Here is a 22,662-nt window from a genome sequence, read left to right as displayed (position 1 = left end):
CCAACACAATCTCCTCACGCTCCAGCTTGCATAAACCGAACGGTTGGTCAATAAATGATTCACGGAGACATATCGGGGAGAGAGCCATGTCCATCCAAAACATTTCGAGCTTTGCCGCAGGCCACTGGGTCGCGCCCGGCGCAGGTGCGCGCCATATCGCTTCTGCCATCACCGGAGAAGTGATCGCCACCGCAGGAAATGACGCCCTCGATGTTCAGGCCATGCTCGATTACGCCCGCAACGTTGGTGGCCCCGCCTTACGTAAAATGACGTTCCATGATCGCGCTCGCATGCTCAAAGCGCTCGCCCTGCATCTGCGCCAGAACCGCAAAGCCATGTACGAGCTCTCCTTCAACACCGGCGCCACCCAAGCTGACCATCAAATCGACATCGACGGTGGCATTGGCACAATGCTGGTGTTTGCCTCCAAAGGTCGCCGCGAGATGCCCGACAGCACCATCTATGTCGATGGTGAGTTGGAGCAACTCTCCCGCAACGGCACTTTCATGGGCCAACACATCTGCACCCCAATCCAAGGCGTCGCGGTGCACATCAACGCCTTCAACTTCCCGGTTTGGGGCATGTTGGAAAAGCTTGCGCCCACCCTGCTCGCCGGCGTGCCTGCAATTGTCAAACCAGCCACCTCAACATGCTACGTCACCGAGCTTTGCGTGCACATTATGATTGACAGTGGCATCTTGCCCGACGGCGCGGTGCAACTGGTGGCAGGCGGCTTGGGCGACATGTTGGACCATCTGAATTGCCAAGACGCTGTGGCTTTCACCGGCTCCGCTGACACTGCGTTAAAACTGCGGTCCAACCCTTTGATTTTGGGAAACTCGGTACGGTTCACGTCAGAGGCCGACAGCCTGAATGCCTCGATCCTAGGGCCAGATGCCAAACCCGGTTCGCCAGAATTTGACCTCTTCATTAAAGAAGTGTCTCGCGAAATGACCACCAAAGCGGGTCAGAAATGCACCGCAATTCGCCGCATCATTGCGCCTGAGGCCGTGACTGAAGCTGTCATCGAAGCTCTCTCCGCCCGCCTGTCCAAAACCGTGATTGGCGATCCTCGTTTGGAAACCACCCGCATGGGCGCGCTGGTCTCCGCAGGTCAAAAACGGGATGTGCTCGAAAAAGCCGCATTGCTGGGCACGGAGGCTGAACGCGTCTTTGGCAACCCGGATGACTTCACTGTCGAGGGCGCCGACGCCAACAAAGGCGCCTTTGTGCCACCAATGCTGTTCCACTGTGCCGCACCCGACACAGCCAAACACGTACACGCCTCTGAAGCCTTTGGTCCTGTTTCCACCCTCATGGGCTACCGCGATCTTGATCATGCCATTGCGCTGGCCAACAAAGGTCAGGGCTCGCTTGTTGCCTCCATCATCACCCGTGACGCAGAGGTTGCCCGCGAGGTTGCCATGGGCGCTGGCGCCTTCCACGGACGGCTCTATTTCAACAACCGCGACAGCATGGGGGAAAGCACCGGCCACGGCTCACCCCTGCCCCATATGGTTCACGGCGGCCCCGGCCGCGCCGGCGGCGGCGAAGAGCTTGGCGGCATCCGCGCCGTGAAACACTACATGCAACGCACAGCCATCCAGGGCAGCCCCGACATCCTCACTGGCATCAGACAGCAATGGGTTCCTGGCGCCAAAGAAAGTGACGCAGGCGCCCACCCCTTCACCCGCCGCTTTGGCGAACTGGCGGTTGGCGAAACCCTCTACACCAAACCTCGTGAGATCACGCTGGAGGACATCGAGCACTTCGCCAACTTCACCGGAGACACCTTCTATGCCCACATGGACGAGGACGCGGCTGCGCGAAACCCGTTCTTCCCCGGCCGCGTTGCCCATGGCTACCTGCTGCTGTCCTTCGCCGCCGGTCTCTTTGTCGAACCCAACGAAGGCCCTGTTCTGGCCAACACCGGCCTCGACACCCTGCGCTTCATGAAGCCTGTAGTGGCCGGGGATAGGCTCAAGGTGCGCCTAACGGTGAAGAAAAAGACCAAGCGTAACGAGGAATACGGCGAGGTCCGTTGGCACGTCACCGCCTCCAATCAGGATGATGAGATGGTTGCTGAATACGAGTTGCTGACCATGGTGGCTTACTAAGCGCCGATTGGCCGCGGCCCGACCTCTGGCGCGCCGCGGCCTTTGCCTCTATGCACAAGGCAACTTACTTGGACTCGTGCATGCCTCTCCCGCTGACCCAAATTTCCGATCTCGCCACCCTACCGTTTGATCAGATCATCGACGTGCGTTCTCCTGCAGAGTTTGCCGAGGACCACATACCTGGCGCGATCAACCTTCCGGCCATGTCCAACGAGGAACGTGCGCGGGTTGGCACCATCTACGTGCAGGAAGACCCGTTCAAAGCACGTAAAATCGGCGCGGCGATTGTCGCGCGCAACGTCGCGGCGCACCTCGAAGGTCCGCTTGCCGAGCGCTCAGGCAGCTACAAACCGCTGGTCTACTGCTGGCGCGGCGGCCAACGGTCCGGCTCCGTGGCAATCATATTAAAACAAATTGGCTGGCGTGCCGACACGATCGAGGGCGGCTATCAGGCCTATCGACGCTTGGTCTCCAAGGCGCTCTATGAGGGTAGCATGCCCTGTCCTGTGGTGGTGATCGACGGCGGCACGGGCACCGCCAAAACCCGACTACTGGATCACCTGAGTGAGCAAGGCGCACAAACGCTTGATCTTGAGGCTATGGCAGAACATCGCGGCAGTCTTTTTGGCCCCATGGGTGAAAACCAACCAAGCCAGAAATCCTTTGAAAGCCGCCTCGCAATGGGCATCGCCAAACTTCAGCCAAACCGCCCGGTTTTTGTTGAAGCGGAGAGCTCCAAAATCGGCCGATTGATCATCCCGCCAACCCTCTGGAAGACCATGATCGCCGCAACTAACCTGCGCCTTTCCGCACCACTAGACGCCAGGGCAGACCACCTCGTCTCTGCCTATCCGGACATGCTGGCTGACGGTGCCAAACTGGCCACTGTGTTGGACATGCTCACCCGCTACCACGGTCACGAAAAAGTGGCACAATGGAAAGCCCTCGCCGTGGCACAGAACTTCAAGCCCCTCGCACGAGCTTTGATCGAAGCCCACTACGATCCCCGCTACGCCCGCATTTCCCGCGCCCACGCGCCAGAGCCAGAGGAAATCGCCCTCCCTGATCTCAGCGATGAGACATTAGCGGTCTGCGCAGCCAAGTTGATCAGCTCAGAGTGATCGACGGCTCTCCGGCACGCACATCACCAATCACTGCTGCGTCATGGCCCGCTGCTCGCAATTGTGCCGCCAGTGCGACCGCCTCCTCCGCCGCGACCGCCGCTAAAAAACCGCCCGAGGTCTGCGGATCATGAAGCAGAGCCATCTTAGCGCTGTCCGGCCCAAACACCGGAGCCGCCGACCTATTGTCCTCATAAATCGTGCTGCGGTACCCCGCGTCTGCCAACGCTTCTGCCCCCGCATAGGCGGGCACATCGGCCAGGCAAACTTCCGCCGCCACACCGGAAGCCCGACACATCACCATCAAATGCCCAGCCAAGCCAAAGCCGGTCACATCGGTCATCGCATGCGCGCCTTTTAAAATCTCCGCTGCATCCCCTTGCGGATGTGCCATGATCTCGTAAAGCGCCGCCACATCACGCCCGTCTGCTTTGCCCTGCATCTCAGCCGCCAAAAGCGTGCCAGACCCAAGGGGCCGTGTCAGGATCAACGCATCACCAACTTTTGCACCCGCCAATGTGATCGCATTACCATCCATCAAGCCTGTGACGGTCAATCCGATGGTCAGCTCTGCCCCCATGGCTGAATGTCCGCCCACAATCTCCGCGCCAGCTCCACGCACCACCTTGCCAACACCGTCCAACATTTCGCGCATCGCCCGCGCCTGCATCGCTGGCGTCAAGCGCGGCAAGGTGACCGATAGCAACGCCGACTGCGGCTTTGCGCCCATCGCCCAGACGTCACCAAGCGCATGCACGGCCGCAATGCGTCCCATCAAGCCGTAATCCATCACAAACCCGCGCAGATGGTCGACACTCATCACCTGCTTCTGCCCGCCAATGTCCAGCACAGCGGCATCGTCGCCTGCGCCCTGAAGCACATCTTCACGCTGCAAAGCAGGCATCTCCGCCAGGGCTGCGCTCAATTGCCCCGGTGCAACCTTGGCGCCGCAGCCCCCACACAACATCTGTTCGTCATCGCTTCCAAGCGCAACTGGACCGTCCACCTTTACGGGTTTCATCACAGGAAGTTCCGAAAACTTTCGCATAAAGGTTTGATCAATACTATTTTTCCATTGCCACAAGCGTGCCTTGGGTGAAGCCAAACATCGTCCCCATTTTGCGGCCATCGCATCTTTTCTGCCCAAGGACATAAGCTTCAAATAGTCGGTTTGTGGCTGAAATTTCTTGAGAATCCCACCAGTCAACGTCGCACAAATGTTGCTGTACAAAACCGGTGCTGCGCGCACCGCAAACACACCTGCTTTAGGCCGGGGGCTTTCCGTCAGCGCCGCGCAATCCCCAACTGCAAACAGATCTTCTTGCCCGGCGACCAGTAACTGGTCATTAACCTGCACAAATCCACCCTGATCCTTTGGCAAGTCAGACGCCGAAAGCCATGCGTGCGCAAACCCTCCTGCGGCGCCCACTGTGAACTCTGATGGCACCGAAGACCGCCCCTTGAGCAAAACCGCGTCCTGAGTGACCGCATCAACCGCCACGGCACTCACGACTGTCACGCCCATGCCTAACATCTCTTCGCGCAAAATCCGATCCGCTCCGGGGATTGCACTGGCCAATTTGGTTTGGCCCTCGATCAACGTCACGCAGCTTTGCCTGCCCAGCCCTTTCAACTTGTAGGCCATGGCCAACGCCAGCTCACACCCAGCCACACCGCCGCCGATCACGGCCACTTGGCCTTTCTTTGCACCTACGGTCACGTCCAGCACATACGCGGCCCAACGATCCGCATATCTATCCAGTGGCTTGGCCCCGATCCCATATGCCGCAAACCCCGGTATGTGCGGAGCCTGCGCATGCAATCCCACGTCCAAAGACGCCAGATCATACGCGACCTCCCCGCGTCCCGTCACATGGATCACTTTTCGTGTCGCATCGATCCCATCAGCCGCACCAAAAATCACCCGCGCCCCGGCAAACCGGGCCAACTTCACCAAATCGATTTCCAAATCATCGCGTGTGTAATGCCCCGCGATATGCCCCGGTAACATACCCGAATACGGCGCGGTTGGTCCGGGATTGATTAACGTCACCTGAACGCCGTGCACAGGTTTCATGCCCCACATGCGCAGCATCAACGCATGGGCATGGCCGCCACCCACCAGAACCAAGTCCCGCGACAACGTGGTGTATGAGGTCATGCCCAACTGTCATATTCCTTCAACTTATTGGTTGGTTGCAGGATTTAGAGGAAGACCCCACCGTGCAACAGCAAAAGCGCGTGCGTGCGGCCTCTTAACACACTTGCGCAACACCCATTTCGCCCACCAAAAACGCACCTCCGCTATACAGTCGCTATACCAACGTGATACCGACATGCATTTTGGTCATTTTTGAACCGTTTGGTAAAATTATTTACCTCAGCAATATGATCCATGCTAGACAAGCGTCCTACGCCTTGACAGGGTGCAAATTCCAACGACCACGAGGGCACATCATGAGCGCGCGCAAGATCATCATCGACACGGATCCCGGACAGGACGACGCGGTCGCCATACTATTGGCATTGGCCAGCCCCGAGGACCTCGACGTGCTTGGTATCACCGCAGTCGCGGGCAACGTGCCATTGGCCCTGACTTCAAAAAATGCGCGTATTGTCTGTGAGTTAGCCGGCAAAACCGACACTAAGGTGTTCGAAGGATGTGACCGCCCCATGGGCCGAGAGCTTGTTACCGCTGAGCATGTGCACGGCAAAACCGGCCTCAATGGGCCTGTGCTGCCAGATCCTGTGATGGACGTGCAGGCGCAACACGCTGTTGACTATATTATCGACACGCTCCGCAACCATGAGGCAGGTACTGTCACACTCTGCCCCCTTGGACCCCTGACCAACATTGGAACGGCTTTTGAAAAGGCGCCAGATATTGTTGAAAAGGTTCAGGAAATTGTCCTGATGGGCGGTGCATACTTCGAAGTCGGCAACATCACTCCCGCCGCGGAATTCAACATCTACGTAGACCCTCAAGCCGCTGATATTGTTTTTAAATCTGGCGTTCCAATTGTTGTGATGCCGCTAGATGTCACTCACAAGGCTTTGGTCACGCCATCGCGCAACGACGCTTTCCGCAATATTGGTACCAATGTTGGCACAGCAGTCGCGGAAATGACTGATTTCTTTGAACGATTTGACAAAGAGAAGTATGGGTCCAACGGCGCACCTCTGCATGATCCTTGCGTGACCGCCTACCTGATCCAGCCAGAACTATTCTCGGGTCGCCACATCAACGTGGAAATCGAAACCACCTCGGAATTGACCATGGGCATGACCGTTGCTGACTGGTGGCGGGTTACCGATCGCAAACCGAACGCGCTCTTTATCGGAGATGTGGATTCCGATGGGCTCTTTTCCCTTTTAACTGAACGCCTTAGCCGCCTTTGAGGCGTGAAAACCCTCCCCAATATTACAAGACTGCGCACACAATCGCAGTCTTGTGAGGTGCCAACAGTGGCAATCCTCTCAAAGCCCAGTATGCTGCGCCTATGACCCTGCACATCCCCTTCGACAATACCTATGTGGACCTGCCCAACCGCTTGTTTTCACATCAAAAACCCTATCCAGTTCGTGCCCCCAAATTGGTCGCATTCAATCACTCCTTGGCCACAGCACTGGGCATCACAGGCGCCGAGGATGAACTAGAACTGGCTCACGTGTTTTCCGGGACCACTGTCCCCGAAGGTGCTGATCCAATTGCGCTGTTCTATGCGGGCCACCAATTTGGCAACTGGAACCCGCAAATGGGTGACGGACGCGCCGTTTTGCTCGGAGAATCAAAGGGCTACGATATTCAACTTAAAGGGTCTGGTCCCACACCTTATGCTCGAAGGGGCGATGGCCGCGCCTGGCTTGGGCCGGTTTTGCGGGAATATGTTGTGTCAGAAGCCATGCATGCGCTTGGCATCCCATCAACCCGGGCCTTGGCTGCCGTTGAAACCGGTGAAGAGATCATGCGCGACCGCCCTCTGCCAGGCGCCGTTCTCACTCGAGTGGCTTCAAGTCATATTCGCGTTGGCACCTTCCAAGCCTTGGCCGCCCGCCAAGATACAGACGGGTTACAGGCCCTTATGGAATACGCCTGCGCGCGACACTACCCGGACGCGAACACGCCAGCGGCCTTTCTAAAAGCAGTCATCGCTCGGCAAGCCAACCTTGTCGCCAAATGGATGTCCGTTGGCTTTATTCATGGTGTCATGAACACCGACAACTGTGCCATTTCCGGCGAAACAATAGACTACGGACCTTGCGCTTTCATGGACGCCTTCCACCCGGGCCAAGTATTCTCGTCCATAGACCGACATGGGCGCTATGCCTATGGAAACCAACCACAAATAATTGCGTGGAATATGGCACAACTGGCGACCTCTCTCCTGCCTCTCGAAAAAAATTCAGACGCCGCAGTCGAAGAGTTCACCAACCTAGTTAATGATATGCCAGACATGCTGCGGCAATTTTGGCGCCAAGCATTTGGTAAAAAACTCGGTATTGCCGAGGCCGTGGTGGGTGATGATCGGCTTATCTCGCAGCTGCTCTCCATAATGACCGACCAAAAATCTGATTTCACCAACACTTTCCGAGATTTGACAGACAGCCCAACAGCGTCTTTGGATGTAACGGACCACTCAGACTTCCAGGACTGGAGCATACGATGGCAAGATCGCTTGGCTCTACAGCATGCAGTCCCCAGTGATATCATGCGAAAGGCCAATCCCATTTTCACCCCGAGAAACCACCAAATTGAGGCGATGATCGCTCAGGCCGTGGACGGTGATTTTGCGTTGTTTCGTCAACTGAACGATGCCTTGGCAAACCCATTTGAAGCCAATCCAGATTGGACAGATCTGACCGCCCCGCCTACAGATGCCGAAAAAGTCACACAAACTTTCTGTGGCACTTAACATCAGGCCAAAACGCCCTATTCTCAATGGTATAGATATTCCGAAGTTTCGTTAGATTGGATGATCCGTGCTGCGTATTGCCAGTTACAATTTGCAAAAATGTGTCGGCGTAGACCTACAGCGCCGCCCGAGCCGCAGCATGGTTGTGATCCGCGCTTTAAAGGCAGATGTGGTGGTTTTGCAAGAAGCAGACAAACGGCTACCGCCGCGTCCAGCCGCGTTGCCACATGATCTGGTGGCAAAAAAGGGATTTAAAAACATAGACTTTGGTCAACCCAAAGGCTCGCTGGGCTTTCACGGTAACGCCATGCTTGTGCGCTCAAGTGTTGAGATATTGGATGCATCTGGATTGGAATTGCCGGGGCTCGAGCCCCGCGGTGCAATTCGAGCTGACCTGCGCACCGCCATTGGTGACATTCGTGTGATAGGCGTCCACCTAGGCCTAATCCGACGCTACCGCTTGATGCAGTTGGGGGCGGTCGCCCGCGCCCTGCGACGACTACCCGAAATGCCCACGCTCATCGCTGGAGATTTTAATGAATGGGGATCCAAAGCCGCGCTTGATGCGGTGACGCCGGAGTTCGACTTTGTCTCGACAGGTCACACCTTCCCGGCTCCGCGCCCCATTGCGGGCTTAGACGGGTTTGCGCACACAAATGGCCTAACAATCCACAATCACGGCGTTTTGACACGCATCCCGGCCCGCGTAGCCTCAGATCACCTACCCATCTGGGCCGAGCTCAACCGAACAACGCCAAGCAGCCTTTAAGGTTGGGCCTGTAATCAGAAGGTTTGCAATCGATGACCCCATACTTTGTCTATGACGTTTTTACCAAAAATCCATTTGGTGGCAATCAGTTGGCGGTAATTCCCGATGCAACAACGCTGCCTGAAAATGACCTTCAGAAGATCGCGCGGGAGTTCAATTTCTCTGAAACAACATTTGTCTTTCCTCCGGAAAACAAGGGTCACACTGCAAGGGTCCGCATCTTCACGCCGACCATGGAAATTCCCTTTGCGGGGCATCCGATTGTCGGAACGGCCTGCGCAATGGTCAGGGAAGGCCCTTCGACAAGCATGGTCCTCGAACTTGGTGTTGGGCCGCTCACCTGCGTGTCGGACGGGCAAAGCGCCTCATTTGAAGCCAAACAACCGCTCGAAGTTTTATGCGAACCTAACCCAGAATTGGTGGCTGAGGCATTGCGCATAAAAACAAACGAGCTGCACTTTCAGGTGCATCCACCGGTGATGGCATCCTTAGGACTGGCCTTCACAATCACCGAAGTCAAATCCCGCGACATTCTTTCAAGAACCGCACCGGACGTGACCGCTATCAGAAAAGGCAATAGGCTCTACCCCTCAGGTCTGGACTTTGCCCAGTTTGTCTACGTCCGCGACGGCAACACAATTTACGCGAGGATGTTTGCGCCACTCGACAATATCCCAGAAGACCCAGCAACCGGCAGTGCGTGCGCCGCGACAGCCGCTTTACTCAACCGAATTGAAGGACGTGACCAAGCGCTTACCATCCATCAAGGGGTCGAAATGGGGCGCCCTAGCCTTATCTCTGTTACGGCGACCAAACATGGCGTCACGGTCGCCGGGCATGCCCGCCGTGTGATGCAGGGCACCCTACTGCATCCCTAATCACACGCTAATTCTTGTCGCAGTTCTGTCAAAAGCAGTGGAATCCCTCCACGGCTTTAGATAGACAGGAAAGCCAATTCAGGCACACAAGTCAGGTCAGGTACGACATGAGCGATTCCATCATTGAGCGTTGCGAAACCAAAGGGTTGCGAATGACGGAGCAGCGTCGCACCATCGCCAACGTACTGCAAGAGAGCTTGGATCACCCTGACGTGGAAGAACTTTACGCGCGGGCCTCTGCCCGGGATGCAGGCATATCGCTGGCCACAGTTTATCGGACTGTGAAGCTTTTCGAGGAAGCCGGTATTCTGGATAAGCTGGAGTTTGGCGACGGCCGCGCACGCTACGAAGATGCAGAGCGCGAGCACCACGACCACCTCATTGATATTTCTTCGGGTGAGGTGATTGAGTTTGTCGACGCCGAGATCGAAGCGCTGCAAGAGAAGATAGCAGAGAAATTGGGTTACCAGCTCAAAGGCCACCGCCTCGAACTCTACGGCGTGCCGCTCAAGAAATAGGCGTCTGTGTCCGCCCGACTTTCCTACGGAACTAAGCAAGCTACATTAGCGACCATTTGTGTCGCATTTGAACATGCTGCACACCTGAACCTGCCGGTTTCATGGAAATCAGGGAACACAGGAGGCGTGCATGACCACAACGACCCGCGTAGCAGTGATCGGAGGTGGCGTAGTTGGCTGCTCTGTTCTGTACCACCTGACAAAACTTGGCTGGTCGGACGTCATGTTGATTGAACGGTCTGAACTGACCTCTGGGTCCACATGGCACGCGGCTGGAGGGTTTCATACGCTAAATGGCGACACCAATATGGCTGCGCTTCAAGGTTACACAATCAACCTATATCGCGAGCTGGAAGAGATCACAGGTATGTCTTGCGGACTGCACCACGTGGGAGGTGTGACACTCGCGGACAATCAGGATCGCTTTGACATGCTGTTGGCCGAACGCGCCAAGCATCGGTTCATGGGATTAGACACGACAATCCTCACCCCCGAGGAGATTAAGACATTTGCACCTGCCACCAACACAGACGGCATTGTCGGAGCATTGTATGATCCTCTTGATGGACACCTCGATCCCTCTGGCACCACGCACGCCTACGCCAAGGCTGCGAAATTGGGCGGAGCCACCATACAAACCCACACCAAAGTCACAGCCACCACTCAGCGACCGGACGGAACATGGGATGTGATCACCGACAAGGGAACCATTCACGCTGAACATGTGGTCAATGCTGCTGGTCTCTGGGCCCGTGAAGTGGGTGCAATGGCCGGCGTGTATTTTCCGTTACATCCAATGGAGCACCAATACATCGTCACCGAAGACGTGCCTCTCATTGTTGAAATGATGCAGGAAGGCAAGGAGCATCCCCATGTGATGGATCCCGCAGGTGAAAGCTATTTCCGCCAAGAAGGCCGCGGCCTGTGCATTGGCTTTTATGAGCAACCTTGCCGCCCATGGGGCGTCGACGGCACCCCTTGGGATTTTGGCCACGAACTTTTGCCAGATGACTTTGACAAAATCGAAGCCTCCATTGAATTTGCTTACAAACGCTTCCCTGCCCTCGCCACGGCTGGTGTAAAATCCGTAATACACGGCCCTTTCACTTTTGCGCCAGATGGTAATCCACTGGTTGGACCAGTACCTGGCATGCGCAATTATTGGTCCGCCTGCGCAGTTATGGCTGGGTTTTCGCAAGGCGGTGGCGTTGGATTGATGCTGGCGCAATGGATGGTCGAGGGAGAAACCGAGCGCGACACCTACGCCATGGATTGCGCCCGCTTTGGCGACTGGATCACGCCTGGATACACGCGCCCTAAAGTTATTGAAAACTACCAAACACGCTTTTCAGTCTCCTATCCTAACGAGGAGTTGTCCGCCGCGCGACCATTCCGGCAAACCCCCATGTACGACGTGTTTGACAAAATGGGCGCGGTTTGGGGGCAACAATTTGGTCTGGAAGTGGTCAATTATTACGCCGAAGAAGATGAGCCGCGCTATGAAACTCCATCATTCCGTCGTTCCAACGCATTTGAAGCCACCGCGCGTGAAGTGGCTGCGGTGCGCGAGTCGGCAGGCATCAATGAAGTTCACAACTTTGGAAAGTATATGGTCACGGGGCCGAATGCCCGCGCTTGGCTGAACCGTATTATGGCGGGCCGCATCCCCAAACAGGGCAGATTAAGCCTCACGCCAATGTTGTCGCACAAAGGACGGTTGATTGGGGATTTCACCGTGTCCTGCCTCTCCGAAGACGCATTCCAACTCACTGCATCTTACGGCGCACAAGCCTACCACATGCGGTGGTTTGAACAAAATGAGATGGACGGTGTGCTGGTAAAAAACGTGTCAGACCGCCTCACCGGATTTCAGATTGCGGGTCATAAGGCACGGGAAATTTTGCAAGCCGGTACCCGGGATGACATTGCGGACATGGCGTTTTTGGACGTGCGTCCACTTACTGTCGGCATGGTAGACTGCCTTGTTCAACGGGTCAGCTACACCGGCGACCTTGGATTTGAGATCTATTGCGACCCCATGGCACAACGATCATTGTGGAACACGCTTTGGGACGCTGGGGAGCCTCTCGGGATGCGCCCGTTTGGCATGCGGGCCATGATGTCTCTGCGTTTGGAGAAATTCTTTGGTTCGTGGCTATCGGAATATTCTCCGGATTATACTGCCGCTGAAACAGGGTTAGATCGGTTCATTGCCTTCCAAAAAACCGAAGATTTCATTGGCCGATCCGCCGCTGAAGCGGAACGTGACAACGGCCCTATCCGAAAACTCTGTGCCTTTGCAGTCGAAGCAAATGACGCAGACGTTCAGGCCTATGAGCCCATATGGCTGGATGGGAAAGTTGTGGGGTTCTGCACGTCTGGAGGCTATGCGCACAACGTCAAAACCTCAGTTGCCTTGGGCTTTGTCCCAACAGGTCACATTACCGAAGATCTTGAAGTCGAAATCGAAATATTGGGGGAAATGTGTCGTGCACGCCTGCTCTCGGAACCGCTTTTTGACGCGAGCAATAACCGCATGCGGGGCTAGTCAACCTAACTGTATTCCGGCAAAATCAGGCCATGACCGACGTCCCCACTTCCCAGACCAACATCGCAATTCTCATTTTGGCCGCAGGTTCCTCTTCACGGATGCGCGGTGGCGACAAACTTCTGGAAGAGGTGGATGGGCGACCACTTTTGCAAAAGATGGCAAAGCAGGCCTGTGCTGTGTCACAAACGGTTCTGATTTGCCTACGCCCCAACGACACCTCCAGGCGCGTTGCACTTCAAGGGTTGGAATGTGTTGTTGTTGAGGTGACCGACGCATCGGAAGGAATGGCACATTCCTTGCGCGCGGGCATTGCAAAACTACCAGGCAACTGTTCTGCCGTTATGGTTATCCCTGCAGATATGCCCGACCTCACGCAGTCAGATCTCAAGACCATTGCACAATCACATGAAGTGGCATCTGACGCTATTATTAGGGCAACATCAGCTGACAACCACCCCGGCCACCCCGTGCTTTTCCCAGCTCGGCTTTTTGGAGAGCTTTGTTGCTTGACCGGAGATATCGGGGCGAAGAACGTTCTAAAACGCAATGCGCCTTCAGTTCAATTGATCAAACTGCCCGATGAACACGCCTTGACAGACCTGGACACCCCAGAAGAGTGGCGCACATGGCGTGATAACAGATTACGCTAAAGCGTTTTCCCTCATGCTCTTTCAAGTCAAAAATCAAAGTGATGTTCGGCAAGACTGCCAAGGCTCACGTCTTCTAGTGTGATTTGATGGCTCCCACTCACGGAAATCACCACATCAGAACCCATTTGGGATGCATGGTTTGAAATCACGTCCGAAAAACTGGTGAATGCGTCCACAGACGACACATCCAGCACGTCCTGTGACAGATCAAAGTCGGTCACCACATCCTGCCCAAAACTGTCGTGGAATACAAAAAGGTCTCCACCATCGCCACCGGCCATAACATCGTTGCCGCTGTCACCGCGCAGAGTGTCGGCTCCGGCGCCACCAATCAATGTGTCGTTGCCAGCCGCGCCACGTAGATAGTTGTTTTGTTCATCCCCGGTCAGATGGTCATCCGCCTTGTTGGAACCCAAAAGATTCTCAATGCTAATATAGGTATCACCGCTGCTGTTGACCCCGGTGTCCAAATTCACGGTCACACCAGACGCATGCCCCCAATAAGCGGCCGTGTCCTGGCCTTCGCCACCGTCAAAAATATCCCGACCGGAGTCATCGCGTAGATAGTCGTCGCCATCACCCCCGCGGAGCGTGTCAGTTCCAGATCCGCCATAAAGCCGGTCGTTACCGCTATCGCCTTCAAGGCTGTCGTCACCACTGCGCCCAACAATATAGTCCGCACCGTCGTTGCCATGAAGCTCGTCGCTGCCCCCGGCCCCATCCAAACGGTTGTCGCCGTGATCCCCGACCAGCGTGTCATTTGCCACATTGGACCCAAGTAGGTTTTCAATGCTGACATAGGTATCACCACTGCTGTTTACACTTGTCAAAAGGTTCACCGACACGCCCGCATTGTGCCCCCAATACGACGCAGTATCCTGGCCTGCGCCACCGTCAAACACATCAAGACCGGACTCATCACGCAAGTAGTCATTGCCATCACCGCCAGTCAAAGTGTCGCTGCCTGTGCCTCCGTACAACCGATCCGTGCCTTCACGGCCTACCAAGACGTCGTTGCCACCATAGCCAAAAAGCACATCATCGCCACCGGCGCCATCCAATTTGTTGCCATTTGAATTGCCGTAAAACTTGTCGTCAGCGATGTTCGACCCTAACAGGTGTTCAATACTGTCGTAGCTGTCACCGCCGGAATTTGCCCCAGTGGTGAGGTTGGCCGTCATCCCACTTTTGTGCCCCCAATAAGACACTGTGTCCTGACCACTGCCACCAACAAAAACATCACGCCCGGACTCGTCCCGGAGGTAATCGTCTCCATCGCCCCCTTTCAAAGTGTCGTTACCGGAATAGCCATATAGCCGATCATTTTCGGCTGCGCCGTAAAGCAAGTTATCGTAATTATCACCGTACAAGGTGTCTCTTGCCAGATCCGAGCCGTAGAGATTTTCAATGCTGCTGTAAGTGTCGGCGCTGGAATTCTTACCCGTCTTCAGGTTTATATTTACTCCGGTTTTGTGCCCCCAATAAGAGACCGTATCGACTCCGTTGCCACCAACAAAATCATCGCGGCCCGCATCATCACGGAGATAGTCGTTGCCGTCACCACCAACAAGCTTGTCGTTGCCAGACCCGCCGTAAAGGCGGTCGTTTCCTGATTTGCCCTCAAGACGGTCATTGCCAGAATCTCCATAAACAGAATCATGACCGGTCCCGCCGACAAGGATATCCATGCCATCGTATCCGCGGAGGAAGTCGTCCCCTCCACTTCCGTTGAAGTCATCTACGCCATAGCCACCCCGCATAACCTCCGCCGAACTGTCTCCACTTACAACATTGGAGTGGTCTAAAGTGATCTCAATCACTTCCCAAGGGTTCAGACGAAAGCTGATATTGTCCGCGCTGCTACCCAATTGACCTTCGCTCAGCATGGTAAGAGACCCAGCCACATCGGTTTCAGTGGCAAAATAAAAGTCATCCAAAGACGTCGGATTACCCACGCCTGGACGTACATAAATGTCTTCCGGCTTTGGTAGGTAGGTCTTCCAATTCCCGGAGCTCCATTTGATCAACTCGTCATCATAGGCGTCTCCCAACACTTCAATCAGGTCCGCCCGCTCTGCGGGGTCAATTGTGCGCTTACCAAGCCGTTGAACCAGATCACCATTCTCATCATAGGCAGCGTTGTCACTGTAGCCATCAGATGTACTGGCATCAATACCGACAACTCGGCCGCTCCAAGACGATGCATTGCCAGCCAAATCGGACAAATCCAGGGAGAAACTCTTATTGAAACTCTCCGTATGCGAGGTCACATAAACCACACTTTTATATCCGTTGGAGTAGGCATTTACCTCAAGTTTTGTCTCGTCGAACCCATCAACAGATACCGCATACATCGAGCCATCTTCAGGGTTGAGACTTTCCGACATCAACTGCAACATGACGCCAGCGGGTGTCAGTTCGACGGCATTTTGATCCGAATTGCCTCCAGCAATCGACGTCGAGGTGTTGTGGCGTACAGTCCAAAAATCAGCCCCGTCCACACCCAGCTCAAGCATGTTTTGGAACTGCTCGACAACCACGCCTGCAGCTTTCAAACCCAACCAGTTCCAATGGCCAGTCTCAACGTTCCATTCTGTGACTTGAATATTCAAGTCTTGCGGCAACATGGCTTCCCACGTGGCAAATCGCAAATCCAAGTATTTGACTTCAGATCGCGTCAAACCAGCGCTCTGATCGTAGCCCTCAACGTCTTTGTCAAAATAGTAGTGTGCCACGATGCCATCAATGGATGCAGTTGCACTGTCGGTTTGGAACCCGTTGGCAATATTGTGGTCGGCATCGAGCTGCTCCAACAACTCCAAATTGCCTTTGACCACCCGCTTTTCGTACCCGTTGAGGCTTTTGTAGTATTGCTCAGCTGTTTGGGAGTCGCTCCAATCACTTGGTCGGTGCGCGACATCCCAATGTGCCATCGCCGCCATTGCATCCGCGTCACTAATAGAACCGTAATTTCCGCCTTTGTAGTTGGACGCACCGCCAGCAACGTTGGCAGTCTGCACCCAAATCTCCGGCTGATATCCATTTACTGTGGCACCACGCAGGGCATTGGCAATGTCCGCTGCGTACTCGCCATACTCAACTTCATCAATGGTTTGCCAAAACTCATTGCCAATTTCATAGCCAGCAATCAGGTCAGCCTGATCGCCCATATACTCAAGTACCAGCTCGGCCCAATCACGAATGTCCTGTTGATTGGTGTGCGCATCCGCCAAAGCTGGCACCACAAGCGTGGTCCGTGCGTCATTTGCTTTCACCCAATCAAGATAGTTACGAACGTCTTCACGGATCTGATTGAAGCCGCTTTGTCCGCGATCCAGTTCCGTGATCTGCTCGTTGGCAGCCCGCCCCGCAGGATAGCGCAACCGTGTCGCACCAACCAAATCAATAGCCTCAACATAGCGATCATTTGGAACGCCGTTGACTTCGTTTGTGCTGGTCAAAAGGTTCACGCCGAACATGTCCGAGCGCACCTCTATCGGCGCACTACTGCGATCCACAGTAATGGTAATAGGCATCTAACTGTCCTCAGAAATCGTTACAAAGTCGCGGTCAGGCTTTGGTCCCAACGCGGCTGCGCACACCCTTCTGAGTGCATAGCGACCGATCTATGCGTGATTGTCTTGATGAAGCTCGTTTGTTTGAGACGCATCTTGTTGTTCCCACCTAATGGCCCACCCCTGAGCCGCTAAAATCCCACCCTTAGTGGTAATTTGCTGGGGCTAATGAGTCCTAAACAGGAAGCGGACAATGCCGTTTAGCTTCGTGTCAAATTGTAAGAGTTTCGATAATTTCGGATTAAGCCCTTGAAAAACACGCCTTTCGGGAAAGCGACGGACAAAACCACAAAAACTGGGACATTTGCCAGATTTTAAACAGTTTTGGCATGCCCAATTGTTGCCACAATGGTGCCATTTCACCGCCTCAGAAGAACAAACTTCGACCACAAAACCGGCAAGGTCCGGCCACAATGCAAGCCAAAACCCGAATCTCCCCGGCGGCGTTCAACGTCGAATTGTTAAGAAAAGTGGCGCACCTGAGAGGATTCGAACCTCTGGCCTCTGCCTTCGGAGGGCGCAGACAGGGGGTATATTCACGCTGTGTTCCCGTTTTATGCCGTTTTTTGGCCCGTTTGGGGGAGTTTCATATGGGGGGTTTTGTTTACGCGTAAACAAAACTCGGAACCGAAGTCGATGAAACCGCGCGACTGGCCATCCAAAAGGAATCCCCCCACAGCGAGACAGCGAGGGACTCTGAAGTCAAAACCACCTTGACCGCATGAGAGAACAGATGCAGAACTTATCGCATGGACAAATGGCCTGGAAGAATCCCCGAAGACTTGCGCAAGCGTTGGCATGAACTCGACCTTCACCCCCATAAAGTGAGCGATCAGGATCGTTGGGGTGAAGTTGTAGATTGGCTATCCGCCCACGGTGTGACGCCGCCCGATCATCCGCTGCCGACTGAACCGGAAGAGAAGCACTCTGAAGGGCGATACGGATAGTTCAACCCATCGATCCGGATCAGATGCGATCCGAGTGTGAATCGCAATTTGTGCAGGATTGGTGGCCTGCATAAGCTAGTGGCTCTTGCTTATGTGTTCCAGAATCTCAGAAAGAATTGGCGCAAGCTTCTCGTGTGCTGGGTATCGGTTTTTTCCGCCATATCGGCCTGAGTAGGGGGCTTCATGATGTTCCGCGGCGAGATTGAAAATTCTCTCAAATGCCTCCATGCAGTCGTCGCGGGTCTCATAGTGCGAGCGATACTCGCGAAACCACAGTTCTTCTGCTTGATCAAAAAGTGGCGTTTCAGCCCGCCACATGTTTTTGATGTTGTGCCCGTAACGCACTTTATTGTTCTCGTTCTTAGGCCCCCACCCTTTCAACTGATCCACTGTGACATCTCCTTGGATCAGCAAATAGGCTTTAGCCAATAATTCCATCGAATGGCCCAGCATTATTGTTGCCGCCAATGGCGCCATTTGCGTTTTATGCTTGCTCATCAAAGAAACCCCAGCAATCAACCCTATTGCGATGTCCAAAAAATTACAGACGTGGCATCTCGGAACCGCACCAGAATCTATGTGAATTGTCTGTGTTTCCACCAAAGGAATCCCTCTTGCAATTAGTTGCTCCCCCTTACCCTAAATTCATTCCCATCCGTGTCTAGTTGCTACCCAAAACGCAAAAATCCCCGCTAGCCTTTAACGGCCAACGGGGGCACAGCATAAGCAGGGACAGCGTCTATGCTATTGGACTGGGGAACGTCCTTTCATGTTTGGGAATGCGTGGCTAATCCCGCCGCCGGGATTAGGTATCGTCGCCAGCGGCAGGCAGCGCCTCGACCAACCGTTCATACGCCTGCCCCGTCGCCAACAGACAGGTTGATCCGTTCGGCATGGTAACCGTGATGGTGCAACTGCCGGTTTCCTCGGAGGCGAAGATTTCCACCATGGCCCCCTGTGTGCCGAGGCCGAGCGCCTGACGACTTTCGCGGTACTTCTGCGCCAGACGCTCCACGACTAGATCACGTGCTGCGCAGTGCTGAAGATTCTGCGCAGCGGCTGGCCACGCCAAGAGGGCCGCCAGGGCGGCTGTTGCAATCATCTTCATGGGAGGAACCTTTCAGGTTGGCTGCACGTTTTGCCGGTGTGCAACTGAGCCGGTCTATTCTACGGCCATCACAACAGCCCCGTCCGGATCTCTCGATTTGAGATGATCAGCTCCTGGACTTTCTTGCCGGCCGACCTGGCGATCGTGTAGTTCAAACGCACCTCATCGATGTGGAAGCCTTCAAACCACTCGCGGATTTCCGGCGTGTCGTTGATGGACATGACAAAGGCCCCTTTGATCTCGCGGAGCTGCTCCGCCATAGCCTGGAAGTCATCGCGCGAGAACATGTCTTTGCCGTAGTCAGCCTCCCCACCAAAATAGGGGGGGTCCAGATAGAAAAGCGAGTGGGCACCGTCATACCGGCGAATGACCTCAGACCAATCCAGACTTTCAAAGACAACGCCATCCAGGCGTTCATGTGCCCGACGCAGCAGATCCTCTGCTCCTTTTACTGAGAACCTGGTGCGATCAACCGCCACCCCAAAGACGCCCCCAAGTTTGCCTCCAAAAGCCAAGCGTTGGAGATAAACAAAGCGGGCAGCGCGCTCCAAGTCCGTCAAAGTGTCGGGAGGTATCCTGCGCAACCGCTCAAACTCGATGCGCGAGACAATTTGCAGATCGAGCTGCGCGACCAATTCAGGAAGATGCCGCTGCGCGATCCGAAAGAGGTTGATGATTTCGCCGTTCAGATCGTTGGCGACTTCGAGCTGCGGCTTGAAATCACGGCGCAGGAACACCCCGCCCATGCCCACAAAAGGCTCGATGTAGGTCTTATGTGGGATCCGCTCGATCCGTTCGATCAAAGTCTTGTGTAGGGCTTTCTTACCGCCCAGCCACGGGGCAACGGGCGCGGCAGGCCGCACCGAAGTCATTGTATGCATAGTTGTTTTCCGCATAGGGTGCCGCCACTCACGCGTGAGTCGGGCGACGATGCGTCAAGGTTTCGTCGGTGCAGCTTGTGTGAAGAATGGCTGCATGGTGGGCGGTGTTGATGCACCGCCTGCCCTCGTTTCGAGGCAAAGCTGATAGATAGAAGGGCTTTTACCAAAAAATTGTTTGGTCGTAGCATGGCCTTCTTTATGCGCAAGTTGGCCAACACCGTCCTTGCAACTGGACGTGGTGACCACAGTTTGTCAAATCAGGTAGGTATACATGACACCCCAATTGATAAAATTCATCAAAAAGGACGATTTGAAGTTCTACAGGCAGGGCAGTTTTAGGGTGGGAACAAACATAATCTATGGACAGACAGAAGCGGCTAGAAGCGAAGCTGCCTCGATCCGCTTCACCGATAAAGAAGAAGGTTTGGGCAAAGACATCTACCTTGACACCCACTTAAACAATCAAACGATAGGCGGCGTAGAATTCCAAGATGTACTGATAGACGGCGGCGTTGAACTAGTGACCAGCTCTAACAACTTAGTTTTTTGCGCATCAATTGGCCCTTACGACAAGTCCCACCACGAAAAAATGCTACATGGATGCGAGCTACCAGATGGGTCATATTACCCCGGCGACACCGACCTAACCCACTATATTGTGATGGATGGCTCGAAACTCATAAAAGCGCTGTATCACGCGCTAAAAAAACACCCGACCTGGACCACAGACTCGCCCCCGCGACAATCAATCTTTGCCAAACGGGTTGAATACATAGGCCGGGTACGTACGCATAAAAACGTTCCGACCGGACACAACAGTAACACACAAGAAAGCGCCGAAGACCGTTTTTGGAGAATCAACTTCTGCAAGCCAAAACAATTTCGCCCGGAACACGAATACCGAATTGTTTTCCGACCAAAGTCACCACACCCGGTGCCCGACGAGCAGGATTATGTTGACGTAAAAAGCTTCGGGTTAAAACGTGTTATCAATTGGAATCTATCTGGATCGTATAGGGGTTAATCTAGAGCAACGCGCACTCCGTCATAGGCACCCACGGCAGCGGTTCGTTTTCCATTGCACGAAATCAGCTCATCCCCCAACCGGCCCGCGATTAACTCCCAATCACCCGCGCCCAAAAAGCTGGACGGATCAGCGCACGAGTTGGTGACCGTGGCAGGCAGCGGTTCAATCCTCAACGGCCCAACGCCTTTTGAGCCGCTGCAAGCTGGAGTCAGAAGGCACACGGCAAGGGTCAAAATCATTGCGGGCTTCATGTTCGATTCCTTCTGATTTGACGGTCTGCACCGCCTCTTCTGCAACCAAGCGCGCGCTGGTGACGCTTAGGCGATCTGCAAGATCAAAGAGGTCTGATTGAGTGTCGCGCAGCGCGGCGGCGTTTGCGGCCTCACAGGCGGCATTTCCAGCCCGATAGCCCTGCCAGCCCGTAAACACGGACAGCGCCACCCCACCGGCCACCACATAGGCCAACACGGGCAACGACTTCATGCGAAGGCCAGAACAAACCCGCGCAGAATGGCTTGTGCCAGCGCCTTTTGTTCGTGCGCCTCATCTGTGGCGGCCAAACCATTGGGCGATGATCCAAAATAAGGTTCAACAAGGATAGCGGGCGCACGGCCAAAGTGCAGGCTTTTGCCGCCGCGCCCTGTGGGCGGCACGTATTTTTCGCCCCGATCACGTAGCCCTAGCGCGTCAAGCATTTCATCCTGCACCGCCTCCGCAAAGCGCACAGACGCCTTGGTGCCGCTTGTCAGGGTTTCCGTACCCGTGGCCAGTGTGCTCCCGGCGCTGTTGAAATGCAGTTCTGCAGACGCATCCGCGCCCCACGCATCCGAGCGTTGATACACATCCGCAATCTCGCGGCTGTAGCCCCCAACGTCGTGCCGAAAAAACACTTTCACATAAACGCCGGGATAAGCCGCCGCCGCATCTTCGATCTGCGCCGCAAGACGGCTATTCCAGCCAAATTCAGTTTCGCCCGTATCACGGCGCACAGCACCTTGGGCGCGGGCGTTGTGGCCCACGACAATTGCCAATCTCATGACAGTTACTCCAATTTTACGAATTGGCCGATCAGGCCAGTAATGCGCCCAGGGCCGCCAAACCGACCCAGAGCAAAATCCCCAGAAACACGCCAACACGCAGCGTGTGCCACATGTCAGCGCTTGGGCTTTCTTTCTCGCGCCGAAACTGCTTGTTGCGCATCACTCTTCCTCCACCAGCTTTCGGCCTGCGAGGAACCGCTCAATCATCGTCACGGCGATTAACCCAACAATGAAGGATGCAGCGCAAAGGGTGCCTAGGGTGCCGGACATTTCCGGAGGCAACTCGCCCACCCAGGGGCGCACCAGGTATGGCGCAAGCACCCCAACGCCAAAGGCAGTGGCGGACCCAATGAAGGTCACGCGCACCCCTTCGCGCCATGTGGTCTTGATTGTGGCAGACCGAACCATCCCGCCAAGCGCACCAAAAAAGGCCAGAATTGCACCGCGGTCGTTAAACACCTGCTGCCACAAATTGGGATCGTGGTTGCTCATCCCCTGCCCTCCTCAGCCACAACAAAAAACCCCGCCGAAGCGGAGCTGATCATTTCCAGTTTCATGTGATTGCCC

Annotated in this window: 19 protein-coding genes; 10 read left to right on the top strand and 9 right to left on the bottom strand. The window is 55.0% G+C overall.

The genetic code is table 11. The features are described 5' to 3' along the window. The first annotated feature begins 86 nt into the window (after window positions 1-86). Together paaZ and mnmH are read left to right on the top strand one after the other, a co-directional pair. Entirely contained in the window at window positions 87-2,117 is a 2,031-nt protein-coding gene (paaZ, locus tag QOL67_RS18490; RefSeq protein WP_283427466.1) for a phenylacetic acid degradation bifunctional protein PaaZ, read from the top strand. Between the two features lie 80 nt (window positions 2,118-2,197). Continuing rightward, window positions 2,198-3,238 carry a tRNA 2-selenouridine(34) synthase MnmH gene (mnmH, locus tag QOL67_RS18485; protein WP_283427465.1) on the top strand — a complete coding sequence of 347 codons (1,041 nt, stop codon included), beginning with the start codon at window positions 2,198-2,200 and terminating at the stop codon, window positions 3,236-3,238. Here mnmH and selD read toward each other — a convergent pair. Then, complete coding sequence (gene selD, locus QOL67_RS18480; protein WP_283427464.1) at window positions 3,225-5,399, bottom strand: selenide, water dikinase SelD; 2,175 nt, start codon at window positions 5,397-5,399, stop codon at window positions 3,225-3,227. The two genes, mnmH and selD, sit on opposite strands and share 14 nt — an antisense overlap. A gap of 296 nt (window positions 5,400-5,695) precedes the next feature. Here selD and QOL67_RS18475 point away from each other — a divergent pair, with 296 nt between their 5' ends. The 7 genes from QOL67_RS18475 to QOL67_RS18445 all read left to right on the top strand — a co-directional run bounded on the left by QOL67_RS18475 (window position 5,696) and on the right by QOL67_RS18445 (window position 13,517). Then, on the top strand, window positions 5,696-6,637 hold the full coding sequence (locus tag QOL67_RS18475; RefSeq protein ID WP_283427463.1) for a nucleoside hydrolase: 942 nt from the start codon (window positions 5,696-5,698) through the stop codon (window positions 6,635-6,637). 101 nt (window positions 6,638-6,738) lie between these two features. Then, on the top strand, window positions 6,739-8,151 hold the full coding sequence (locus tag QOL67_RS18470; RefSeq protein WP_283427462.1) for a protein adenylyltransferase SelO: 1,413 nt from the start codon (window positions 6,739-6,741) through the stop codon (window positions 8,149-8,151). Window positions 8,152-8,218: 67 nt separating this feature from the next. Further along, on the top strand, window positions 8,219-8,920 hold the full coding sequence (locus QOL67_RS18465) for an endonuclease/exonuclease/phosphatase family protein (RefSeq protein WP_283427461.1): 702 nt from the start codon (window positions 8,219-8,221) through the stop codon (window positions 8,918-8,920). A gap of 32 nt (window positions 8,921-8,952) precedes the next feature. Beyond that, window positions 8,953-9,798: a PhzF family phenazine biosynthesis protein gene (locus tag QOL67_RS18460; RefSeq protein ID WP_283427460.1), complete on the top strand. Its 846-nt coding sequence runs from the start codon at window positions 8,953-8,955 to the stop codon at window positions 9,796-9,798. 107 nt (window positions 9,799-9,905) lie between these two features. Next, a complete protein-coding gene (locus QOL67_RS18455) occupies window positions 9,906-10,316 on the top strand; it encodes a Fur family transcriptional regulator (protein WP_283427459.1) in 411 nt (136 codons plus the stop codon). Between the two features lie 130 nt (window positions 10,317-10,446). Next, window positions 10,447-12,864: a GcvT family protein gene (locus tag QOL67_RS18450; RefSeq protein WP_283427458.1), complete on the top strand. Its 2,418-nt coding sequence runs from the start codon at window positions 10,447-10,449 to the stop codon at window positions 12,862-12,864. Between the two features lie 32 nt (window positions 12,865-12,896). Continuing rightward, window positions 12,897-13,517 carry a nucleotidyltransferase family protein gene (locus QOL67_RS18445; protein WP_283427457.1) on the top strand — a complete coding sequence of 207 codons (621 nt, stop codon included), beginning with the start codon at window positions 12,897-12,899 and terminating at the stop codon, window positions 13,515-13,517. A gap of 26 nt (window positions 13,518-13,543) precedes the next feature. Here the strand turns inward: QOL67_RS18445 and QOL67_RS18440 are convergent, their stop codons facing one another. The 4 genes from QOL67_RS18440 to QOL67_RS18425 form a co-directional block, all read right to left on the bottom strand. Further along, on the bottom strand, window positions 13,544-17,053 hold the full coding sequence (locus QOL67_RS18440) for a calcium-binding protein (RefSeq protein ID WP_283427456.1): 3,510 nt from the start codon (window positions 17,051-17,053) through the stop codon (window positions 13,544-13,546). Between the two features lie 1,061 nt (window positions 17,054-18,114). Further along, entirely contained in the window at window positions 18,115-18,537 is a 423-nt protein-coding gene (locus tag QOL67_RS18435) for a hypothetical protein (RefSeq protein ID WP_283427455.1), read from the bottom strand. 307 nt (window positions 18,538-18,844) lie between these two features. Beyond that, a complete protein-coding gene (locus QOL67_RS18430) occupies window positions 18,845-19,111 on the bottom strand; it encodes a hypothetical protein (RefSeq protein ID WP_346770616.1) in 267 nt (88 codons plus the stop codon). Window positions 19,112-19,215: 104 nt separating this feature from the next. Beyond that, window positions 19,216-20,019, bottom strand: coding sequence for a DNA adenine methylase (locus tag QOL67_RS18425; protein ID WP_283427512.1), 804 nt, complete (start codon window positions 20,017-20,019; stop codon window positions 19,216-19,218). 280 nt (window positions 20,020-20,299) lie between these two features. On the opposite strand from QOL67_RS18425, the gene QOL67_RS18420 reads away from it, so the two are divergent. Then, entirely contained in the window at window positions 20,300-21,052 is a 753-nt protein-coding gene (locus QOL67_RS18420; RefSeq protein WP_283427453.1) for a hypothetical protein, read from the top strand. A 165-nt stretch (window positions 21,053-21,217) separates the two neighbouring features. Here QOL67_RS18420 and QOL67_RS18415 read toward each other — a convergent pair whose 3' ends face one another. The 4 genes from QOL67_RS18415 to QOL67_RS18400 are packed head-to-tail and all read right to left on the bottom strand — an operon-like array spanning window position 21,218 to window position 22,587. Beyond that, window positions 21,218-21,538, bottom strand: coding sequence for a hypothetical protein (locus QOL67_RS18415; protein ID WP_283427452.1), 321 nt, complete (start codon window positions 21,536-21,538; stop codon window positions 21,218-21,220). Next, window positions 21,535-22,092, bottom strand: coding sequence for an N-acetylmuramoyl-L-alanine amidase (locus tag QOL67_RS18410; RefSeq protein ID WP_283427451.1), 558 nt, complete (start codon window positions 22,090-22,092; stop codon window positions 21,535-21,537). Before QOL67_RS18410 ends, QOL67_RS18415 begins: the two co-directional genes overlap by 4 nt. A 31-nt stretch (window positions 22,093-22,123) precedes the next feature. Then, window positions 22,124-22,255, bottom strand: a complete 132-nt coding sequence (locus tag QOL67_RS18405) for a hypothetical protein (protein ID WP_283427450.1) — start codon at window positions 22,253-22,255, stop codon at window positions 22,124-22,126. Further along, the gene (locus QOL67_RS18400; protein ID WP_283427449.1) at window positions 22,255-22,587 is read right to left on the bottom strand and encodes a hypothetical protein; all 333 of its coding nucleotides are present in this window, start codon (window positions 22,585-22,587) and stop codon (window positions 22,255-22,257) included. The genes QOL67_RS18405 and QOL67_RS18400 overlap by 1 nt, the downstream gene beginning before the upstream one ends. Between the last annotated feature and the right edge of the window lie 75 nt (window positions 22,588-22,662).

The organism is Shimia sagamensis, assembly GCF_900182745.1.
Lineage (GTDB): Bacteria > Pseudomonadota > Alphaproteobacteria > Rhodobacterales > Rhodobacteraceae > Shimia > Shimia sagamensis.
This window is presented reverse-complemented; position numbering and strand designations above follow the sequence as displayed.